This is a genomic window from Paracoccus endophyticus, from assembly GCF_003286075.1.
In the GTDB taxonomy this organism is placed as follows: domain Bacteria; phylum Pseudomonadota; class Alphaproteobacteria; order Rhodobacterales; family Rhodobacteraceae; genus Paracoccus; species Paracoccus endophyticus.
Window position 1 is genome coordinate 51,172 of sequence record NZ_QLUV01000009.1, and the last position, 14,936, is coordinate 66,107.

Genomic DNA, 14,936 nt, shown 5'->3' on the forward strand with positions numbered 1-14,936 from the left:
CCACCGTCACGGCGGACCGTCTGGTCTCGTGACAGCCTGCGGGCCCGCGGCGCCGGTGCCGATGCCGGTGCCGGTGCTGGTGCCGGTGCTGAGCGCGTCGGGCTGCGCCGCCCGGCCGGCCAGCGCGCGGTCGATCACGGCGCCCGCCCGCGCCACCGTGTCGGCCAGTCGCCCGGCCAGCGCGTCAAGGCTGTCCGACCCCGTCTCGCGCAGCAGCATCTCCTGCCCGCCGCGGCCCAGGGTCGCCATGTCCAAAGGCTGGTCGGTCAGCAGCCGGGTCCCGCATTGCAGCCGCCACAGAAAGCGGTGCGCCTCGGTCAGCGTGGCCGCGTCGGCCGGGGCGATCAGCCCGGCGCGCTGGCCTGCCCGCAGCTGCATCGTCGCGCTGCGGGCAGGGGCACCGGCGCGCAGCGCCAGCGACTGCGCGTAAAGCTCGATGTCCTGCAACCGGCCACGGCCGATCTTGGCCTCCCACGCGCTGTCGGGGGCCTTCGCGGCAAAGATGCGCCAGCGCATCTGGGCCAGATCGGGCAGCACCCGCGGGTCGCGGCCGCGGGCGGTCAGCACGGCAACGCGCATCGCCTCGATCTCGGCCGCCAGGGACAGCCCGGGCGCCGCGTGCTGCAAGGACTGTGCCGCACCGACCGGCGCCCCGGACGACGCGCTGTCTGCCGCGCCCCCATCGGACCCGGGCTCCGGCGCGGCCGAAGGGGTGGCGGCGACAGGGCCCTCCTCCAGCGCGGCGCCCGTGACCATCGCCACGACGCGGGCGCGGGTCAGGGCCAGATGTTCCCACGTCCAGGCCTCGTCCATCTGGTAGGCGCGAAAGGCGTCGAGCGAGGTCGCCACGGGTCCCTGCCGCCCCGAGGGGCGCAGCCGCATGTCGACCTCGTAGAGCCGCCCCGCCGCGGTCGGTGCCGACAGCGCCGTCACCAGCGACTGGGTCAGCCGCGCGTAATAGGGCCGGATCGCCAGCGGCCGCGGCCCGTCCGAGGCGTCCGCCCCCGCCGGGTCGTAGATCACGATCAGGTCTAGATCGGACCCGGCGTTCAACTGGCGCGCGCCCAGCGACCCCATGCCCAGCACCGCCGCGCCGCGTCCCGGCGCGCGCCCATGGCGGCGTGCGAAATCCTGCGCGACCAGCGGGATCAGCGCGCCGACCGCCGCATCGGCCACGTCGGCATAGTGCTGGCCCGCCTCCTCGGCCTCGATCAGGCCGCGCAGGTGATGGACGCCGATGCGGAACTGCCATTCGTGCGCCCAGCGACGTGCGGCATCCAGGCAGCGCTCATAGCCGCCATCGGGGGCGGCCATCGTCGCCGCCAGCAGATCGGCCAGCCCCTGCCGCAGCGCAACGCCCCCCGGCCAGGGCGCGAAGAAGCCGCCCCCCAGCACGGCGTCCAGCACCTCGGGGTGGCGCGCCAGATGCGCCGCCAGCCGCGGCGAGGTGGCGCAGATGTCGCCCAGCAGGTCGATCAGGGGCGGGTTCGATTCGAACAGCGAGAACAGCTGCACGCCCGCCGGCAGGCCGCGCAGGAAGCTGTCGAAGCGGCGCAGCGCCTCGTCGGGCCGGGCGGCCCGATAAAGGCTGGTCAGGATCTTGGGCTCGATGCGCGAGAACACCTCCTGCGCGCGGCCCGACCGCAGCGCGGGATAGCCGCGCCAGGCCTCGACCGTCGCGGCCGCCTCGGGCGTCAGGGGGGGACGTTCGGCCTCGCCCTCGTCGGTGGAAAACAGCGTGCCGGTCAGGGCCTCGACGCGGTGCAACCGCGCCACCAGCCGCTCGGACCAGGCGGCAGGGTCGTCCGACCCGTCCAGTGCCGCAACCACCGCGACCCCTTCGGCCGTCGAGGGCAGGCTGTGGGTCTGCGCGTCGTTCACCATCTGGACACGGTGCTCGATCTCGCGGTGGCGGCGGTAATGGCTGGTCAGCTCGTCTGCCACCGCCTGCGGAATCCATCCCTTGGCGGCCAGCGCGGCCAGTCCGGCCACGGTGCCACGCGGGCGCAGGTCGGGGTCGCGCCCGCCGGCGATCAGCTGGCGCGTCTGGGTGAAGAACTCGATGTCGCGGATGCCCCCCAGCCCCAGCTTGAGATTGTGCCCCGCCGCCACGATCGGCCCGTGCAGCCCCTTGTGGTCGCGGATGCGGCGGCGCATGTCCTCGGTGTCCTGCACGGTGGCAAAGTCGAGGTGCCGGCGCCAGACGAAGGGCCGCAGGTCGCGCAGGAAACGCTCGCCTGCCGCCCGGTCGCCCGCGCAGACCCGCGCCTTGATATAGGCGGCGCGTTCCCAGCTGCGCCCCTCGGCCTCGTAATAGGCCAGCGCGGATGCGGCCGAGATGCAGACCGGCGTCACCGATGCGTCGGGGCGCAGTCGCAGGTCGGTGCGAAAGACATAGCCGTGTTCGGTCAGGTCCGACAGCGTGGCGGTCGCCTTTCGCGTGGCGCGGATCAGGGCGGCGCGCGCCTCGTGCTGGTCCTCGGGCGCATAGGCGGCGTCGTCATACAGCACGATCAGGTCGATGTCGGACGAATAGTTCAGCTCGCCCGCGCCCATCTTGCCCATCGCCAGCGCAAAAAGCCCGCCCGCCACCGGGTCCGCGCCGGGACGGGCGCGCGGCAGCTTGCCGCGCCGCGCCTCGTCGCCGACATGGGCCCGCAGGGCAAGATCGGTTGCCCGGTCGGCCAGGTCGGTCAGCGCGCCGGTGACCTGCTCGAGCGTCCAGACCCCGCCCAGGTCCGCCAGCGCCGTCCACAGGGCCACGCGCCGCTTGGCGCGGCGCAGCGCCGGGCCCAGATCGCCCGAGCCCAAAGCCTCCAGCCCCTCGGTTTCGCGGCGCACGACATCGCCCCTGTCCAGCGCATCCGCCAGCCAGCCGGCCTCATGTGCGATCAGCCCGGCCAGATAGGGGCTCGACCCCGCCGCTCCGGCCACCAGGCGGCGCAAGGGGTCGGGCAGCGGCGGCAGGGCGGCGACGGCGGCGGCCCCGCGCGCGGGGTCTGCGGCCAGAGGAAAGCGGGTGATGGCGCGGGCGAAATCCATGGCGCGACCCTTAGCGACAGGGCGGCCGCGGTCAACGGCACGCGGGGTTCGCGCGCGCTTGTGAACGCGGGTGTTGCCGCCGGCAATCACCGGAAATCTGCGGCGCCTCTTTGGTATTGCCAGCTTGGCGGGGCGGGCTTCTTTTGCTAGGGTCTGTCAAATCGACCTCAACGGCGTTCGACACCTGTGCCCCTGCCTGCGCCCGCCGACTCGCTGCCGTCTCCGAACCCGTTGGCCGCAGCGACGGGCATTCGGGCAGACCGGCTGTGGGCAGGACGTGCGTGATGCGCCATTCCCTTCCCAACGCGCCGCAGTTCTATGTCACCGCGCCGCAACCCTGCCCGTATCTGCACGGCCGGGCCGAACGCAAGCTGTTCACCGCCCTGACCGGCGAGGGCGCGCGCGAGCTGAACAACACGCTGTCGCGGCAGGGGTTCCGGCGGTCGCAGAACGTCGTCTATCGGCCCAGTTGCGAAAGCTGCGTGGCCTGCATGTCGGCGCGCATCCGGGTGCGGGACTTCCAGCCCTCGCGCACCCAGCGCCGCATCCAGCGCCGCAACGCGGGGCTGGTCCGGGTCGCGACCAGCGCCTGGGCCACGGACGAGCAGTTCGACCTGTTCCGCCGCTATCTGGACACGCGTCACGCCGACGGCGGCATGGCCGACATGGACATCTTCGAGTTCGCGTCCATGATCGAGGAGACACCGGTCCGCACCCGCGTCATCGAATACCGCGAGCCTGCCCCGGATGGATCGGCCATCGGAACAGGATCGCGCCTGATCGCAGTCTGCCTGACCGACCTGCTGGATGACGGGCTGAGCCTCGTCTACAGCTTCTATGACCCTTCGTGGCGCGTCCACAGCCTGGGCACCAACGTGATCCTGGACCATGTGGCGATCGCGCAGGACGCCGGGCTGCCGTATGTCTATCTGGGATACTGGGTGCCCGGCAGCCGCAAGATGGCCTACAAGGCGCAGTTCGGCGCGCTGGAAATCTACAAGGGCGGGGCCTGGCAGGATCTGGGCGATCCCACCCGCCACGAGACCGACACCCATCCGCTTTCGGTCGACCCGATCGTTGAACAGGTGGCCCGGATCCACCTGCCGGAACGATGATTTCTCGTTGACGCCCCTGCGCGACATAATGTTGCGCAGAAAGACCCTGCCTGCGTCATTTTTCTTTCCTGGGGCCGTTGACCCTGCCAGCCGCGCTGCGTAGTTTGCGGCGGCGCAGCAGGCGTATGCCGCCCTGCCGCATTTTCTGGCGATGGAGATCTGGCGATGTCCCGAAGCATGACGGGTGCAAGAATGGTGGTCGAGGCGCTGCGCGATCAGGGCGTCGATACCGTATTCGGCTATCCCGGCGGCGCGGTCCTGCCGATCTATGACGAGATTTTCCAGCAGAACGACATCCGTCATATCCTGGTCCGCCACGAACAGGGCGCCGTCCACATGGCCGAGGGCTATGCCCGCTCTACCGGCAAGCCGGGCGTCGTGCTGGTGACATCGGGCCCCGGCGCCACGAACGCCGTGACGGGGCTGACCGACGCACTGATGGATTCCATCCCGCTGGTCGTCCTGACCGGGCAGGTGCCGACCTTCATGATCGGAACGGACGGCTTTCAGGAGGCCGACACCGTCGGCATCACCCGCCCCTGCACCAAGCACAACTGGCTGGTGAAGGACACCGACAGCCTGGCCGCGACGATCCACCGCGCCTTCCACGTGGCGACCTGCGGCCGGCCGGGGCCGGTGCTGATCGACATCCCCAAGGATGTGCAATTCGCAACCGGCACCTATCTGGGGCCGAAGCAGATCGAGCGGGCGCGATATCAGCCCCCGCGCAAGGGGGACACCGGCGCGATCACGCGTCTGGCCGAGCTGATCGAGCGCGCCGAGCGCCCGGTCTTCTATACCGGCGGCGGCGTCATCAACTCGGGCCCCGCGGCAAGTCAGTTGCTGACCGAACTGGTCGAGGCGACGGGGTTTCCCATCACCTCGACCCTGATGGGCCTGGGCGCCTATCCCGGCAGCGGCAAGAACTGGCTGGGGATGCTGGGGATGCACGGGCTGTACGAGGCCAACATGGCCATGCACGGCTGTGACCTGATGATCAACATCGGCGCGCGGTTCGACGACCGAATCACCGGCCGCGTGGCGGATTTCTCGCCCGGATCGGTCAAGGTCCATGTCGATATCGACCCCAGCAGCATCAACAAGGTGATCCGGGCGGACGTGCCGATCGTGGGCGACGTGGGCCATGTGCTGGAAGACCTGCTGAAGATCTGGAAGGCGCGGGGCCGCAAGACCAACCCCGCCGTCCGGCAATGGTGGGCGCAGATCGAACAATGGCGCGCCAGGAACTGCCTGAGCTATCGGAACTCGGACAAGCTGATCAAGCCGCAATACGCCGTGGAACGGCTTGAGGCGCTGACCAAGAACCATGACCGCTATATCACGACCGAGGTGGGCCAGCACCAGATGTGGGCCGCGCAATACCTGCATTTCGAGGGGCCGAACCGCTGGATGACCTCGGGCGGGCTGGGGACGATGGGCTATGGCCTGCCCGCGTCCATCGGCGTGCAGGTGGCCCACCCGGACGCGCTGGTCATCAACGTCGCCGGGGATGCGTCCTGGCTGATGAACATGCAGGAAATGGGCACGGCGGTGCAGTTCCGCACCCCGGTCAAGCAGTTCATCCTGAACAACGAACGCTTGGGCATGGTGCGCCAGTGGCAGCAGCTGCTGCACGGCGAACGCTATAGCCAGTCGTGGTCCGACAGCCTGCCGGACTTCGTCAAGCTGGCCGAGGCCTTCGGCTGCAAGGGCCGTCAGGTCAGCGACCCGGCCGAACTGGACGATGCGATCCGCGAGATGATCGCCTATGACGGGCCGTTCATCCTGGACGTGCTGGTCGAAAAGCACGAGAACTGCTTCCCGATGATCCCGTCGGGCAAGCCGCACAACGAAATGCTGCTGGGCGACATGGAGGCGGCCGAGGACATCGGCACTGCCATCCAGTCCGACGGCGCGGTCCTGGTGTAAGGGGGCAACCATGTCGGCACTGAAACTGGACCGCGGCGCGTCAAGCCATTCCGCCTACGACCTGCGCGACTATCACGCGGCGGGCGAGGAGCGCCACACGCTGGCCGTCATCGTGGACAACGAGGCCGGCGTTCTGGCCCGCGTGATCGGCCTCTTTTCGGGGCGCGGCTACAACATCGACAGCCTGACCGTGGCCGAGGTGGACCACACAGGCCACCGGTCGCGCATCACGCTGGTCACGCGCGGCACGCCCGCCGTGATCGAGCAGATCAAGGCGCAACTGGGCCGGATCATCCCGGTCCACGAGGTCCACGACCTGACTGTCGAGGGGCCGTCGGTCGAGCGCGAACTGGGCCTGTTCAAGGTGGCCGGCAGCGGCGACAAGCGCGTCGAGGCGCTGCGGATCAGCGACATCTTCCGCGCCAAGGTCGTCGATTCGACGCTGCAAAGCTTTGTGTTCGAGATCACCGGCACGCCAGAGAAGCTGGACGCCTTTGCCGAGATGATGCGCCCGCTGGGGCTGGCAGAGGTCGCACGGACGGGGGTGGCGGCACTGGCCCGCGGCGCCTGACCGGCGACCACGGGTCCGTCACTTGGCTTGCGCGCCGGGCGCACGCCGCCGGTTTACCCGGCGGTTGCGCACTCGCCAAGCGCCGGTGCGGCAGAGCGGCCCCGCACCCGTGCGGCTGCGCCGCCTGTCACCGCCGTCAGGCGCACGGGGCGTCCCGGTGCGCGCGGGGCCAATCGGGTATGCAGATCGCAATGCCCCGGCATCTGCTGAACCTCGCGTGCCAAGCGCAGCTCTCCGTCGGCTTCCGGGCGGAAGGCGACGATATCGCCCGTTTCCGGCCATTTCGCTTCCCGAAAATCGACGCTGTCGCGCAAATATGCCAGTGCGCCATTGTCCTCGCACCAGATCACAGCCTTCAGGCGGGAGCGGTCGCTCCACAAGACCACGCCAATCAATTTCCAATCCCCTCTGGGCAACGTGCCAGCCTTACCAGGCCCGAGCCCTAAAAAACGATTCGCCTTGAAAACCTTGAGTGCTCAACTTCGAGAGGTGAAGGTTACTGGTGCAGATTATTCGTCCCGCCCCCAGTCTGTCAAACTCGCGTGATGACCTCGGCAGAATCCAGGGAACCGTGGCATCCTTGCATCATATGGGCAGGACGGGGCTTTTTGACGCACCCCCCGGTCTTGTATGCCGACGTGCGCAGACGTTAGCCTGCGCGGCCGCTTCGGACATCGGATACCGCACGGGACACGACCGCCTGACGCTGCGCCCGTGATGGATGCGTGCCCAGCACCCGGTCGCCGGGGTCGGGGATGCGGGCAAAGAACAAGGCGCCATTCTCGGGATCGAAACCGGCGTTCAGCGCAACGATGGCGCCCAGATAGTCGGCCTCAAGCTCCCAATCCTTGGAGTAATAGCGCGCCCCCATCTGCGCGCCCAGTTGCTGGGCAGACCGGATGGCGCCCAGGTCGGCACCCGACGCCGCAGCGATTCCCGACAGGATGACCGCGCCTGCACTGGCCGCGCTGGCCTTCTGGTCGATGTGGCCAAGGATGTGGTGGGATGCCTCGTGGCCCACAACAAAGGCCAGTTCATCGGCGTTCCGCGACGCTGCCAGCAGCGCCAGCGTAAACCCGATGATCGGTCGCCCGGCCGAATCGATGGTCTGGAATGCGTTCGGCTCCAGCCCCACGCGGTCGTCCACGACGAACTGGAAATCGCAGTTGATGGGGGTCTGGCGGCGCTGGACGCACTCGCGCTCGATCGCGGGTTCCAGGGTGCGGATCACCTGCGCGAAAGCCATCGCGGATTCGCGCGCCGTGTTGGGCGTCGTCGGCGCCGGCTTGGGCAGGGGGACGCCCAGGATGATCGGCTCGACCGGCGCCTGCGCGGCCGGCCCCACCTGAACCGCACAGCCAGACAGCGCCACGACGGCCGCGAGGGCCAGTCCGCGCAGGCCCGTCCCGAACAGGGGTGCGGTTGCGGCGTCTGGTGTCTTTCGGCCTTGGCTGTCCCGCATTCCTGTTCCCCGTCTTTCGCGCCGCTGCACCCTAGCGACAAAGCCGGGCGTGGGCCAAGCCCTGCCCCTTGCAACCCGCCCGCGGATCACGCGAAAGTTGCCAGCGGAAATCAACAGGCGGGGTCCGGGATGTTCACCATCGAACACGAGTTCGACGCCACCGTCATCACCCTGATCGACGAGGCCGAACCGGGCGAACGCCCGCTGATGGACGATGTGACGATCCTGACGTTCGACGATCGCATCGTGGTCGAACAGGCCGACGAGGACGGTGCCGTCGCCCGCATTACGCTGAGCCTGGTGCAGGTCGAGGAGTTGCGCGCGGCACTGAACCTGCCCGAGGGAAATTACCGGCTGGACCGCTGATCGGGGTCAGTCCAGCAGGAACAGCTTGTCGCGCGCGGCAGCGCCCCGCAGCAGCGTCAGACGCGACGGCGCCACCCCCAGCGCCGCGGCAAGGACACGCCGCACCGCATCGTTTGCCTTGCCGTCCGTCGGGGCGGCAGCCACGCGGATCAGGATGCGCCCGTCCTGATCGACCGTCAGCGCGTCGCGCCCCCCGCGTGGGGTCACGCGCACCGCGATCCGGGCGCCGGGCTGCGCCAGCGCCCTCAGGTCGGCCCTGTCCATGCCCGCAGCATCGCCACGCGGCCTGCCCCGGTCAAGCGGCCGGCCGTGCGCTTTACGACGTGCGCCCCCCGTGGCATGGCGGCGCAGATGCCCGCTGCTTGCCCGAAGGACCGACGATGAACCACATCCTGCCCGAGGCGCTGTATTTCCTGCGCCATCGCCGATCGCACCCGCCCAAAACGCTGACCGGCCCCGGGCCCGACCGCCACGAGCTGATGAACTTGCTGACCTTGGCTGCGCGGGTGCCCGATCACGGCAAGCTGGAACCCTGGCGTTTTGTGGTGCTGGAACGTGCGACGCTGGACCGCCTTGCCCCGGAACTGGCGCGGTCCGTCGCCGATCAGGGCGGCGACGCCGCGGCGGTCGAAAAGGCGCGGTCGGCGTTCGCCTCACCCCTCATCGTGGCGGTCGTGTCCTCGCCCGTGCGCGACGCCAAGGTGCCGGAATGGGAACAGTTCCTGTCGGCCGGCAACGTCTGCCTGTCGCTGGTGAATGCGGCGCTGGCCGCCGGTTTCGGCGCGGCCTGGCTGACCGGGCCCGCCGCCCAGCCCGACTTTGCCCGCGCCCATCTGGGCGTGACCGGGGAGGAACGGATCGTCGGGCTGATCCACATCGGAACGCGCAGCGCGGCCGAGATCCCGGACCGGCCCCGCCCGGACGTCGCTGCCAAGACGGTGTTCCTGTGACGGCCGCGGTTCGCGCGCTGGTCCTGGGCTGGCTGGACCTGCTGCGGCCGCGCGTGTTCGGCGTGGTGGCGCTGGGGGTAGGGCTGACGCTGGCGCTGTTCGTGGCGCTGCAGGTGGCGCTGTTCTGGGCCTTGCGCGCCTGGGGACCCGAGACCTTGTCCCTGCCCTGGATCGGCGCCGTGCCCCTTGGCCCGGCGCTGTCGTGGGGCTCGCTGGCGCTGCTGCCGCTGATGGGCCTGTTCCTGGCCATCCCGGTCGCCGCCGCTTTCGCGGGGCTTTTCGCGGAACGGGTGGCCGACACGGTCGAGGCGACGCACGGCTATCCGGCCGGCCGCCCGCTGGATTTCACCGACGGGCTGCTTGATTCGGCCGTCATCCTGGGGGCGGTCGTGGCCGTGGGCATCGGGGTGATGATCCTGACGCCGCTGGTCGGTCCCTTGGCCCCCGTCGTGTTCTACGGGGCGAACGGCTGGCTGCTGGGGCGAGAGTTCTTTTCGCTTGCCGCCAAGCGGCATCTGGACGGCCCGCGCGCCGACGCCCTGCGCCGCGCGCGGACCGGCAGCGTCACCGCCCTGGGCGTGGGCATCGCGCTGCTGCTGACGGTTCCGGTTCTGAACATCCTGGTCCCGGTGCTTGCGGCGGCCGCGTTCACCCATCTGTTCCACGCCCTCAACCGGGGCGGCCGAACTCCATAATGTCGGCGCGGGTGATCCAGCCCGACCAGATCACCGCCGCGATCACCGCAAAGATCGCGGCAGACAGCAGCGTGGCCAGCACCGCCAGTCGCCCGACGCGCAGCTGATGGGGGGCGCCCCGGGGCGTGCCGGGCACGATGTCGCCGGCGTCGGCCTGGCTGCGCTGCCCGAACGGGATCAGCAGGAACAGCGACAGAAACCACAGCGTCGCGTACAGGACCAGGCCGCCGGTCAGCGACATCAGACCTGCTCCAGCTCGATCAGGCAGCCGTTGAAGTCCTTGGGATGCAGGAACAGGACCGGCTTGCCATGGGCGCCGATCTTCGGCTCTCCGGTGCCCAGGACGCGGGCGCCCTGGGCCTTCAGCGCGTCACGGGCCGTCAGGATGTCGTCCACCTCAAAGCACATGTGGTGGATGCCGCCGGACGGGTTCTTGTCCAGAAAGCCCTGGATCGGACTGTTTTCGCCCAGCGGGTACAGCAGTTCCAGCTTGGTGTTGGGCAGTTCGATGAAAACGACCGTCACCCCGTGGTCGGGTTCGTCCTGCGGCGCGCCGACGCGCGCGCCCAGCGTGTCACGGTACTGCGCGGCTGCCGCGTCCAGATCCGGGACGGCGATGGCGACATGGTTCAGGCGACCGATCATGGCATTCCCCCTTTTGCATCGCGCCGATCCTTAAGGCTGCGTGGCTTGCAGGGAAAGCCCCCGCAGGCGGGACGCCGTTAACCCGCCGTTAGCAACCCACCCCTACCCTGGGACAAGCGCGATTCGAGGAGGAACGCCATGCCCCGACCTGAGCCAACCATCCGCGACGATGCCCTTCCGCTGTGGCGCGCGGCGCTGCCGGGCAGGCCGCTGACCGGCCTCACGGTGCTTGTGGTCGAGGATTCGCGGTTCGCGTCCGAGGCGGTACGGCTGCTCTGCCTTCGGTCCGGGGCGCGGATCAGGCGTGCCGACAGCCTCAGGGCCGCCGCGCGGCATCTGCAAAGCTATCGGCCCGCGGTGCTTATCATCGACATGGGCCTGCCCGACGGCAACGGCGCCGACCTGATCGCCCGGATGGCGGCGCTGGACCCGCGCGTCCCGGTCCTGCTGGGCATGTCGGGCGATCCGGGGAACGAGGCCGCGGCCCTGGCGGCCGGCGCGGACGGCTTTATCGGCAAGCCCATCGAAAGCCTGGCGCTGTTTCAGCACATCATCCTGAACGCCTTGCCGACCGGGGCGCGTCCGCTGGGGCCGCGCCTTTTGCCCGACGACGTCGTGTGCCCCGATCAGGGCGCGCTGCGCGACGATCTGGCGCATGTCGCCATGGTGCTGGCGGCAGCCGAGGACACCGGCGCCATCGACTATATCGCGCGGTTCCTGGCGGGGGTCGCGCGTTCGTCCCGCGACCGCCCGCTCGAGGATGCCGCCACCGCGCTCGCGCGCGATCACTCCGCGGGGCGCGCACTGGCGGCTGATCTGGCGCGCATCAGCGGCCTGGTCCAGGACCGCCTTGCGACCACGGCGGCGATCTAGGGCGGCCCACGGACAGCGGCCCCAAGCGCAGATCGACCCATGTGGCGGCCGGCCCGCAGGGTGCAGGCACGCTCACCCCAGCAGCCAGCGGCGACAGGGCTTCCTCGCGGTCGTGGTGGTGATACGCGGCCCGTTGGTCAAAGGGCTGCGGCGGAACAGGAAGCCGGTGCAGACAGGGGGCCCGAACTGCCGAGCACTTGCGGACCGCCAACGGGGCAGCCCGTGATACCGTCAGATCGCCTCCTGCCCGGACAGCCCGACGCCAGTCGTCCACCGGCTGAAGTCGAAGCCGTCACAGGACCCCTGAACCGAGGGGCAGGCTTGTCGCCCTCCGCCGAAGCGTCCCGGCGCCAAGCCTTGGGCTGCGAGACCCTCGCGTATGCGCAAGCGGGTCATCGCCCTGACCGCCTTTTGTCCCTTGACGCCCGGATGAGCCGACCGCCCTTTGACGCCTGAATTCCAGAGGCCAGGCGGGCGATCGCTTCCCTGGGGATTACGCCAAAGCGGCTTAGACCAGGGTCCACACTGGCATCCTGGCCCACTTCAGCAGAGACATCCGCCGCAACCCCGTCACCATCGGACCCCACATGACATCTGCCCTGCACGACGCGGCTCTGGAACGTGGTGCAATGCCTATCGCCGCACTAGAGGGGAACTGGGCAGGCGACGACCAGCACCCACCCCGCAGGCGAAACGCCCGCGTCCGCATTTGCCAATCGCCGCCACAAGACCGGACGGACCGGCCGCAATCGCGGCCAGTCCGCACCGGCGGGGAATCCGCGCGTCACACTGCCTACGCGGCGGACGCCGATCACTCTTCGGTCAGGTCATCGCCCTCATCGGGGCCCGTGCCGAACTCCAGCCCATGGCTGGCGCGGATCTTGTCCTCGATGGCCATGGCGATGTCGGTGTGCTCGCGCAGGAACTGCTTGGCATTTTCACGCCCCTGCCCGATCCGTTCGTCGCCATAGGAATACCAGGCGCCGGATTTCTCGACCACGCCCGCCTTGACGCCCAGGTCGATCAGCTCGCCCACCTTGGAGATGCCCTCGCCGTACATGATGTCGAACTCGACCTGCTTGAAGGGCGGGGCCACCTTGTTCTTGACGACCTTGACCTTGGTCGAGTTGCCCACGACCTCGTCGCGATCCTTGATCGAGCCGGTGCGGCGGATGTCCAGCCGGACCGAGGCATAGAACTTGAGCGCGTTGCCGCCCGTGGTCGTTTCCGGGTTGCCGAACATCACGCCGATCTTCATGCGGATCTGGTTGATGAAGATCACCATGCAGTTGCTGCGCCCGATGCTGGCGGTCAGCTTGCGCATCGCCTGGCTCATCAGGCGGGCCTGGCTGCCCATCTGCATGTCGCCCATGTCGCCCTCGATCTCGGACTTGGGCGTCAGCGCCGCCACCGAATCGATCACGACCAGGCTGACCGCACCGGACCGCACCAGCGTGTCCACGATCTCCAGCGCCTGCTCGCCCGTGTCCGGCTGGCTGATCAGCAGCTCGTCTAGATTGACGCCCAGCTTCTTGGCGTATTGCGGGTCCAGCGCGTGTTCCGCGTCGACAAAGGCGCACACCCCGCCCTTTTTCTGCTCTTCGGCGACGACATGCAGGGTCAGCGTGGTCTTGCCCGAGCTTTCCGGCCCGAAGACCTCGATGATCCGCCCCTTGGGCAGGCCGCCGATGCCCAGCGCGATGTCCAGACCCAGCGAGCCGGTCGAGGTCGACTCGATCTCGGCCACGGGATTGTCCACCCCCAGCTTCATGATCGAACCCTTGCCGAACTGACGTTCGATCTGCGCCAGCGCGCTGTCCAGCGCCTTCTGCCGGTCGGCGCTGCGCTTGTCGTCCATTTTCAAGATGCTCGCCCCTGCCATGTTCCTGCCTTTCGCAACCTTATGCCAGTGCGGCCCGCCGCACAATCGCGCGCCCGAGCCTGCGTTCCTGTTATGTTCTAAGCACTTCCGGCGATTTTTACAAGTGAACCCCCTGCACAAATCCGACCTTGGCACCCCGCAGGTTAATAAATCGTTGACGGCGTCCGCCTTGTCCCTTGCCCGCCCCGCTGGCATCAGACGACCATGCGAAATCGAGAAGGTTCCCCATGACACCCGCTGCCCGCGCGCAGGCCGCCATCGAGGTCCTGGACAGCGTCCTGGCCGGCACCGCGGCCGAAGCGGCCCTGATCCGCTGGGCCAGGGCCAGCCGGTTTGCGGGCTCGGGCGACCGGGCTGCGGTTCGCGATCACGTCTTTTCCGCGCTGCGCCAGCGCCGGTCACGGGCGGCGCGCGGGGGCGCGGACACGGGGCGCGGGCTGATCCTGGGCGGGTTGCGCGCCCAGGACCGCGATGCCGACGAGGTGTTCACGGGTCAGGGCCACGCGCCCGCCCCGCTGACCACGGCCGAGCGCGCGGCCGGCCGCGCGCCCACGCCCGCCGAGGCCCTCGATCTGCCCGACTGGGTGGCGGATCGTCTGGCCGTGGACCTGGGCCCCAGCCAACCCGCGGTGGCCGAGGCGCTGCGCCACCGCGCGCCCCTTTGGTTGCGGGTCAACGGCGCGCGCGCCACCCTCGGCGAGGCCGCCGCACGTCTTGAGGCCGAGGGGGTCCGGTCCGAACCGGACGGGCGCTGCCCGACCGCCCTGCGCGTCACGGACGGAGAGCGGCGGGTCCAGTCCTGCCGGGCCTACGGCGGCGGGCTTGTGGAATTGCAGGACCTTGCCCCGCAGATCGCCTGCGCGGCCGTCCCGCTGACAGGGGGCGAGACGGTTCTGGATTACTGCGCGGGCGGGGGCGGAAAGGCGCTGGCGCTGGCTGCCCGCGGCGCGCGGGTGACTGCCTGGGACGCCGATCCGGCGCGGATGCGCGACCTGCCCGCGCGCGCGGGTCGTGCCGGCGTGGCGATCGAACTTGCGCCGCCGGGCGGTCCCGAAGGGCGGTTCGACGTGGTGCTGGCCGATGTTCCCTGTTCCGGGTCGGGGACGTGGCGGCGGACGCCGGACGCGAAATGGCGGCTGACACCGGGGCAGCTGGATGCGTTCCCTGACGTTCAGCACCGCATTCTTCACCGCGCATCGCGGCACCTGCGGCCGGGCGGGCGGCTGGTCTACATGACCTGTTCCCTGTTCATGTCCGAGAACGAGGCTGTCATCAGCCGCTTTCTGGACGATCACCCCACCCTGACGCTGGACGGCACGCTTGCCCAGCGGCCCGGTCCGGGGGACGCCTCGCCGGACGGATTTTTCCATGCCGTCCTGCGTGATTTAACGGCCGGTTAACCCATG

15 protein-coding genes are annotated in these 14,936 nt (G+C 69.5%); 8 read left to right on the top strand and 7 right to left on the bottom strand.

What is annotated here, in order from left to right; translation table 11 throughout:
* Positions 1 to 6 precede the first annotated feature (6 nt).
* The gene (locus DPQ23_RS11110) at positions 7 to 3,042 is read right to left on the bottom strand and encodes a [protein-PII] uridylyltransferase family protein (RefSeq protein WP_162630721.1); all 3,036 of its coding nucleotides are present in this window, start codon (positions 3,040 to 3,042) and stop codon (positions 7 to 9) included.
* 284 nt (positions 3,043 to 3,326) lie between these two features.
* Between DPQ23_RS11110 and DPQ23_RS11115 the strand changes: the two genes are divergently transcribed.
* From DPQ23_RS11115 to ilvN, 3 genes are all read left to right on the top strand, one after another.
* Positions 3,327 to 4,157: an arginyltransferase gene (locus DPQ23_RS11115; protein WP_112874805.1), complete on the top strand. Its 831-nt coding sequence runs from the start codon at positions 3,327 to 3,329 to the stop codon at positions 4,155 to 4,157.
* Between the two features lie 165 nt (positions 4,158 to 4,322).
* Positions 4,323 to 6,086 (top strand): acetolactate synthase 3 large subunit, encoded by a 1,764-nt coding sequence (locus DPQ23_RS11120; protein WP_112874806.1) that lies wholly within the window; start codon positions 4,323 to 4,325, stop codon positions 6,084 to 6,086.
* 10 nt (positions 6,087 to 6,096) lie between these two features.
* Positions 6,097 to 6,657 carry an acetolactate synthase small subunit gene (gene ilvN / locus DPQ23_RS11125; RefSeq protein WP_112874807.1) on the top strand — a complete coding sequence of 187 codons (561 nt, stop codon included), beginning with the start codon at positions 6,097 to 6,099 and terminating at the stop codon, positions 6,655 to 6,657.
* A gap of 53 nt (positions 6,658 to 6,710) precedes the next feature.
* Here the strand turns inward: ilvN and DPQ23_RS11130 are convergent, their stop codons facing one another.
* Together DPQ23_RS11130 and DPQ23_RS11135 are read right to left on the bottom strand one after the other, a co-directional pair.
* Positions 6,711 to 7,052: a hypothetical protein gene (locus DPQ23_RS11130; protein ID WP_112874808.1), complete on the bottom strand. Its 342-nt coding sequence runs from the start codon at positions 7,050 to 7,052 to the stop codon at positions 6,711 to 6,713.
* 254 nt (positions 7,053 to 7,306) lie between these two features.
* Positions 7,307 to 8,119: a M48 family metalloprotease gene (locus DPQ23_RS11135; protein ID WP_112874810.1), complete on the bottom strand. Its 813-nt coding sequence runs from the start codon at positions 8,117 to 8,119 to the stop codon at positions 7,307 to 7,309.
* A gap of 129 nt (positions 8,120 to 8,248) precedes the next feature.
* On the opposite strand from DPQ23_RS11135, the gene DPQ23_RS11140 reads away from it, so the two are divergent.
* Positions 8,249 to 8,485, top strand: coding sequence for a hypothetical protein (locus DPQ23_RS11140; protein ID WP_112874811.1), 237 nt, complete (start codon positions 8,249 to 8,251; stop codon positions 8,483 to 8,485).
* A gap of 6 nt (positions 8,486 to 8,491) precedes the next feature.
* Here DPQ23_RS11140 and DPQ23_RS11145 read toward each other — a convergent pair whose 3' ends face one another.
* Positions 8,492 to 8,749: a DUF167 domain-containing protein gene (locus DPQ23_RS11145; RefSeq protein ID WP_112874813.1), complete on the bottom strand. Its 258-nt coding sequence runs from the start codon at positions 8,747 to 8,749 to the stop codon at positions 8,492 to 8,494.
* 116 nt (positions 8,750 to 8,865) lie between these two features.
* Here DPQ23_RS11145 and DPQ23_RS11150 point away from each other — a divergent pair, with 116 nt between their 5' ends.
* Both DPQ23_RS11150 and DPQ23_RS11155 read left to right on the top strand, forming a co-directional pair.
* Positions 8,866 to 9,435: a nitroreductase family protein gene (locus DPQ23_RS11150; RefSeq protein WP_112874815.1), complete on the top strand. Its 570-nt coding sequence runs from the start codon at positions 8,866 to 8,868 to the stop codon at positions 9,433 to 9,435.
* Positions 9,432 to 10,130: an EI24 domain-containing protein gene (locus DPQ23_RS11155; RefSeq protein ID WP_112874817.1), complete on the top strand. Its 699-nt coding sequence runs from the start codon at positions 9,432 to 9,434 to the stop codon at positions 10,128 to 10,130. The genes DPQ23_RS11150 and DPQ23_RS11155 overlap by 4 nt, the downstream gene beginning before the upstream one ends.
* On the opposite strand, the gene DPQ23_RS11160 is transcribed toward DPQ23_RS11155, so the two are convergent.
* Positions 10,105 to 10,371 (bottom strand): DUF1467 family protein, encoded by a 267-nt coding sequence (locus DPQ23_RS11160; RefSeq protein WP_112874818.1) that lies wholly within the window; start codon positions 10,369 to 10,371, stop codon positions 10,105 to 10,107. The two genes, DPQ23_RS11155 and DPQ23_RS11160, sit on opposite strands and share 26 nt — an antisense overlap.
* Positions 10,371 to 10,775: a methylmalonyl-CoA epimerase gene (gene mce, locus DPQ23_RS11165; RefSeq protein WP_112874819.1), complete on the bottom strand. Its 405-nt coding sequence runs from the start codon at positions 10,773 to 10,775 to the stop codon at positions 10,371 to 10,373. The genes DPQ23_RS11160 and mce overlap by 1 nt, the downstream gene beginning before the upstream one ends.
* A 138-nt stretch (positions 10,776 to 10,913) precedes the next feature.
* Between mce and DPQ23_RS11170 the strand changes: the two genes are divergently transcribed.
* Positions 10,914 to 11,648, top strand: coding sequence for a response regulator (locus DPQ23_RS11170; RefSeq protein ID WP_112874821.1), 735 nt, complete (start codon positions 10,914 to 10,916; stop codon positions 11,646 to 11,648).
* A gap of 811 nt (positions 11,649 to 12,459) precedes the next feature.
* Here DPQ23_RS11170 and recA read toward each other — a convergent pair.
* Positions 12,460 to 13,530 (bottom strand): recombinase RecA, encoded by a 1,071-nt coding sequence (gene recA, locus DPQ23_RS11175; RefSeq protein WP_112874823.1) that lies wholly within the window; start codon positions 13,528 to 13,530, stop codon positions 12,460 to 12,462.
* Between the two features lie 227 nt (positions 13,531 to 13,757).
* On the opposite strand from recA, the gene DPQ23_RS11180 reads away from it, so the two are divergent.
* Positions 13,758 to 14,930: an RsmB/NOP family class I SAM-dependent RNA methyltransferase gene (locus DPQ23_RS11180; RefSeq protein ID WP_112874825.1), complete on the top strand. Its 1,173-nt coding sequence runs from the start codon at positions 13,758 to 13,760 to the stop codon at positions 14,928 to 14,930.
* Positions 14,931 to 14,936: the final 6 nt, after the last annotated feature.

Bases quoted from the DNA above. Each gene is read 5' to 3' on its own strand.
- ilvN (WP_112874807.1), top strand. From the start codon at position 6,097: ATGTCGGCACTGAAACTGGACCGCGGCGCGTCAAGCCATTCCGCCTAC.
- DPQ23_RS11170 (WP_112874821.1), top strand. From the start codon at position 10,914: ATGCCCCGACCTGAGCCAACCATCCGCGACGATGCCCTTCCGCTGTGG.
- mce (WP_112874819.1), bottom strand. From the start codon at position 10,775: ATGATCGGTCGCCTGAACCATGTCGCCATCGCCGTCCCGGATCTGGAC.
- recA (WP_112874823.1), bottom strand. From the start codon at position 13,530: ATGGCAGGGGCGAGCATCTTGAAAATGGACGACAAGCGCAGCGCCGAC.
- DPQ23_RS11180 (WP_112874825.1), top strand. From the start codon at position 13,758: ATGACACCCGCTGCCCGCGCGCAGGCCGCCATCGAGGTCCTGGACAGC.
- DPQ23_RS11135 (WP_112874810.1), bottom strand. From the start codon at position 8,119: ATGCGGGACAGCCAAGGCCGAAAGACACCAGACGCCGCAACCGCACCC.
- DPQ23_RS11115 (WP_112874805.1), top strand. From the start codon at position 3,327: ATGCGCCATTCCCTTCCCAACGCGCCGCAGTTCTATGTCACCGCGCCG.
- DPQ23_RS11140 (WP_112874811.1), top strand. From the start codon at position 8,249: ATGTTCACCATCGAACACGAGTTCGACGCCACCGTCATCACCCTGATC.
- DPQ23_RS11160 (WP_112874818.1), bottom strand. From the start codon at position 10,371: ATGTCGCTGACCGGCGGCCTGGTCCTGTACGCGACGCTGTGGTTTCTG.
- DPQ23_RS11145 (WP_112874813.1), bottom strand. From the start codon at position 8,749: ATGGACAGGGCCGACCTGAGGGCGCTGGCGCAGCCCGGCGCCCGGATC.
- DPQ23_RS11120 (WP_112874806.1), top strand. From the start codon at position 4,323: ATGTCCCGAAGCATGACGGGTGCAAGAATGGTGGTCGAGGCGCTGCGC.
- DPQ23_RS11110 (WP_162630721.1), bottom strand. From the start codon at position 3,042: ATGGATTTCGCCCGCGCCATCACCCGCTTTCCTCTGGCCGCAGACCCC.
- DPQ23_RS11150 (WP_112874815.1), top strand. From the start codon at position 8,866: ATGAACCACATCCTGCCCGAGGCGCTGTATTTCCTGCGCCATCGCCGA.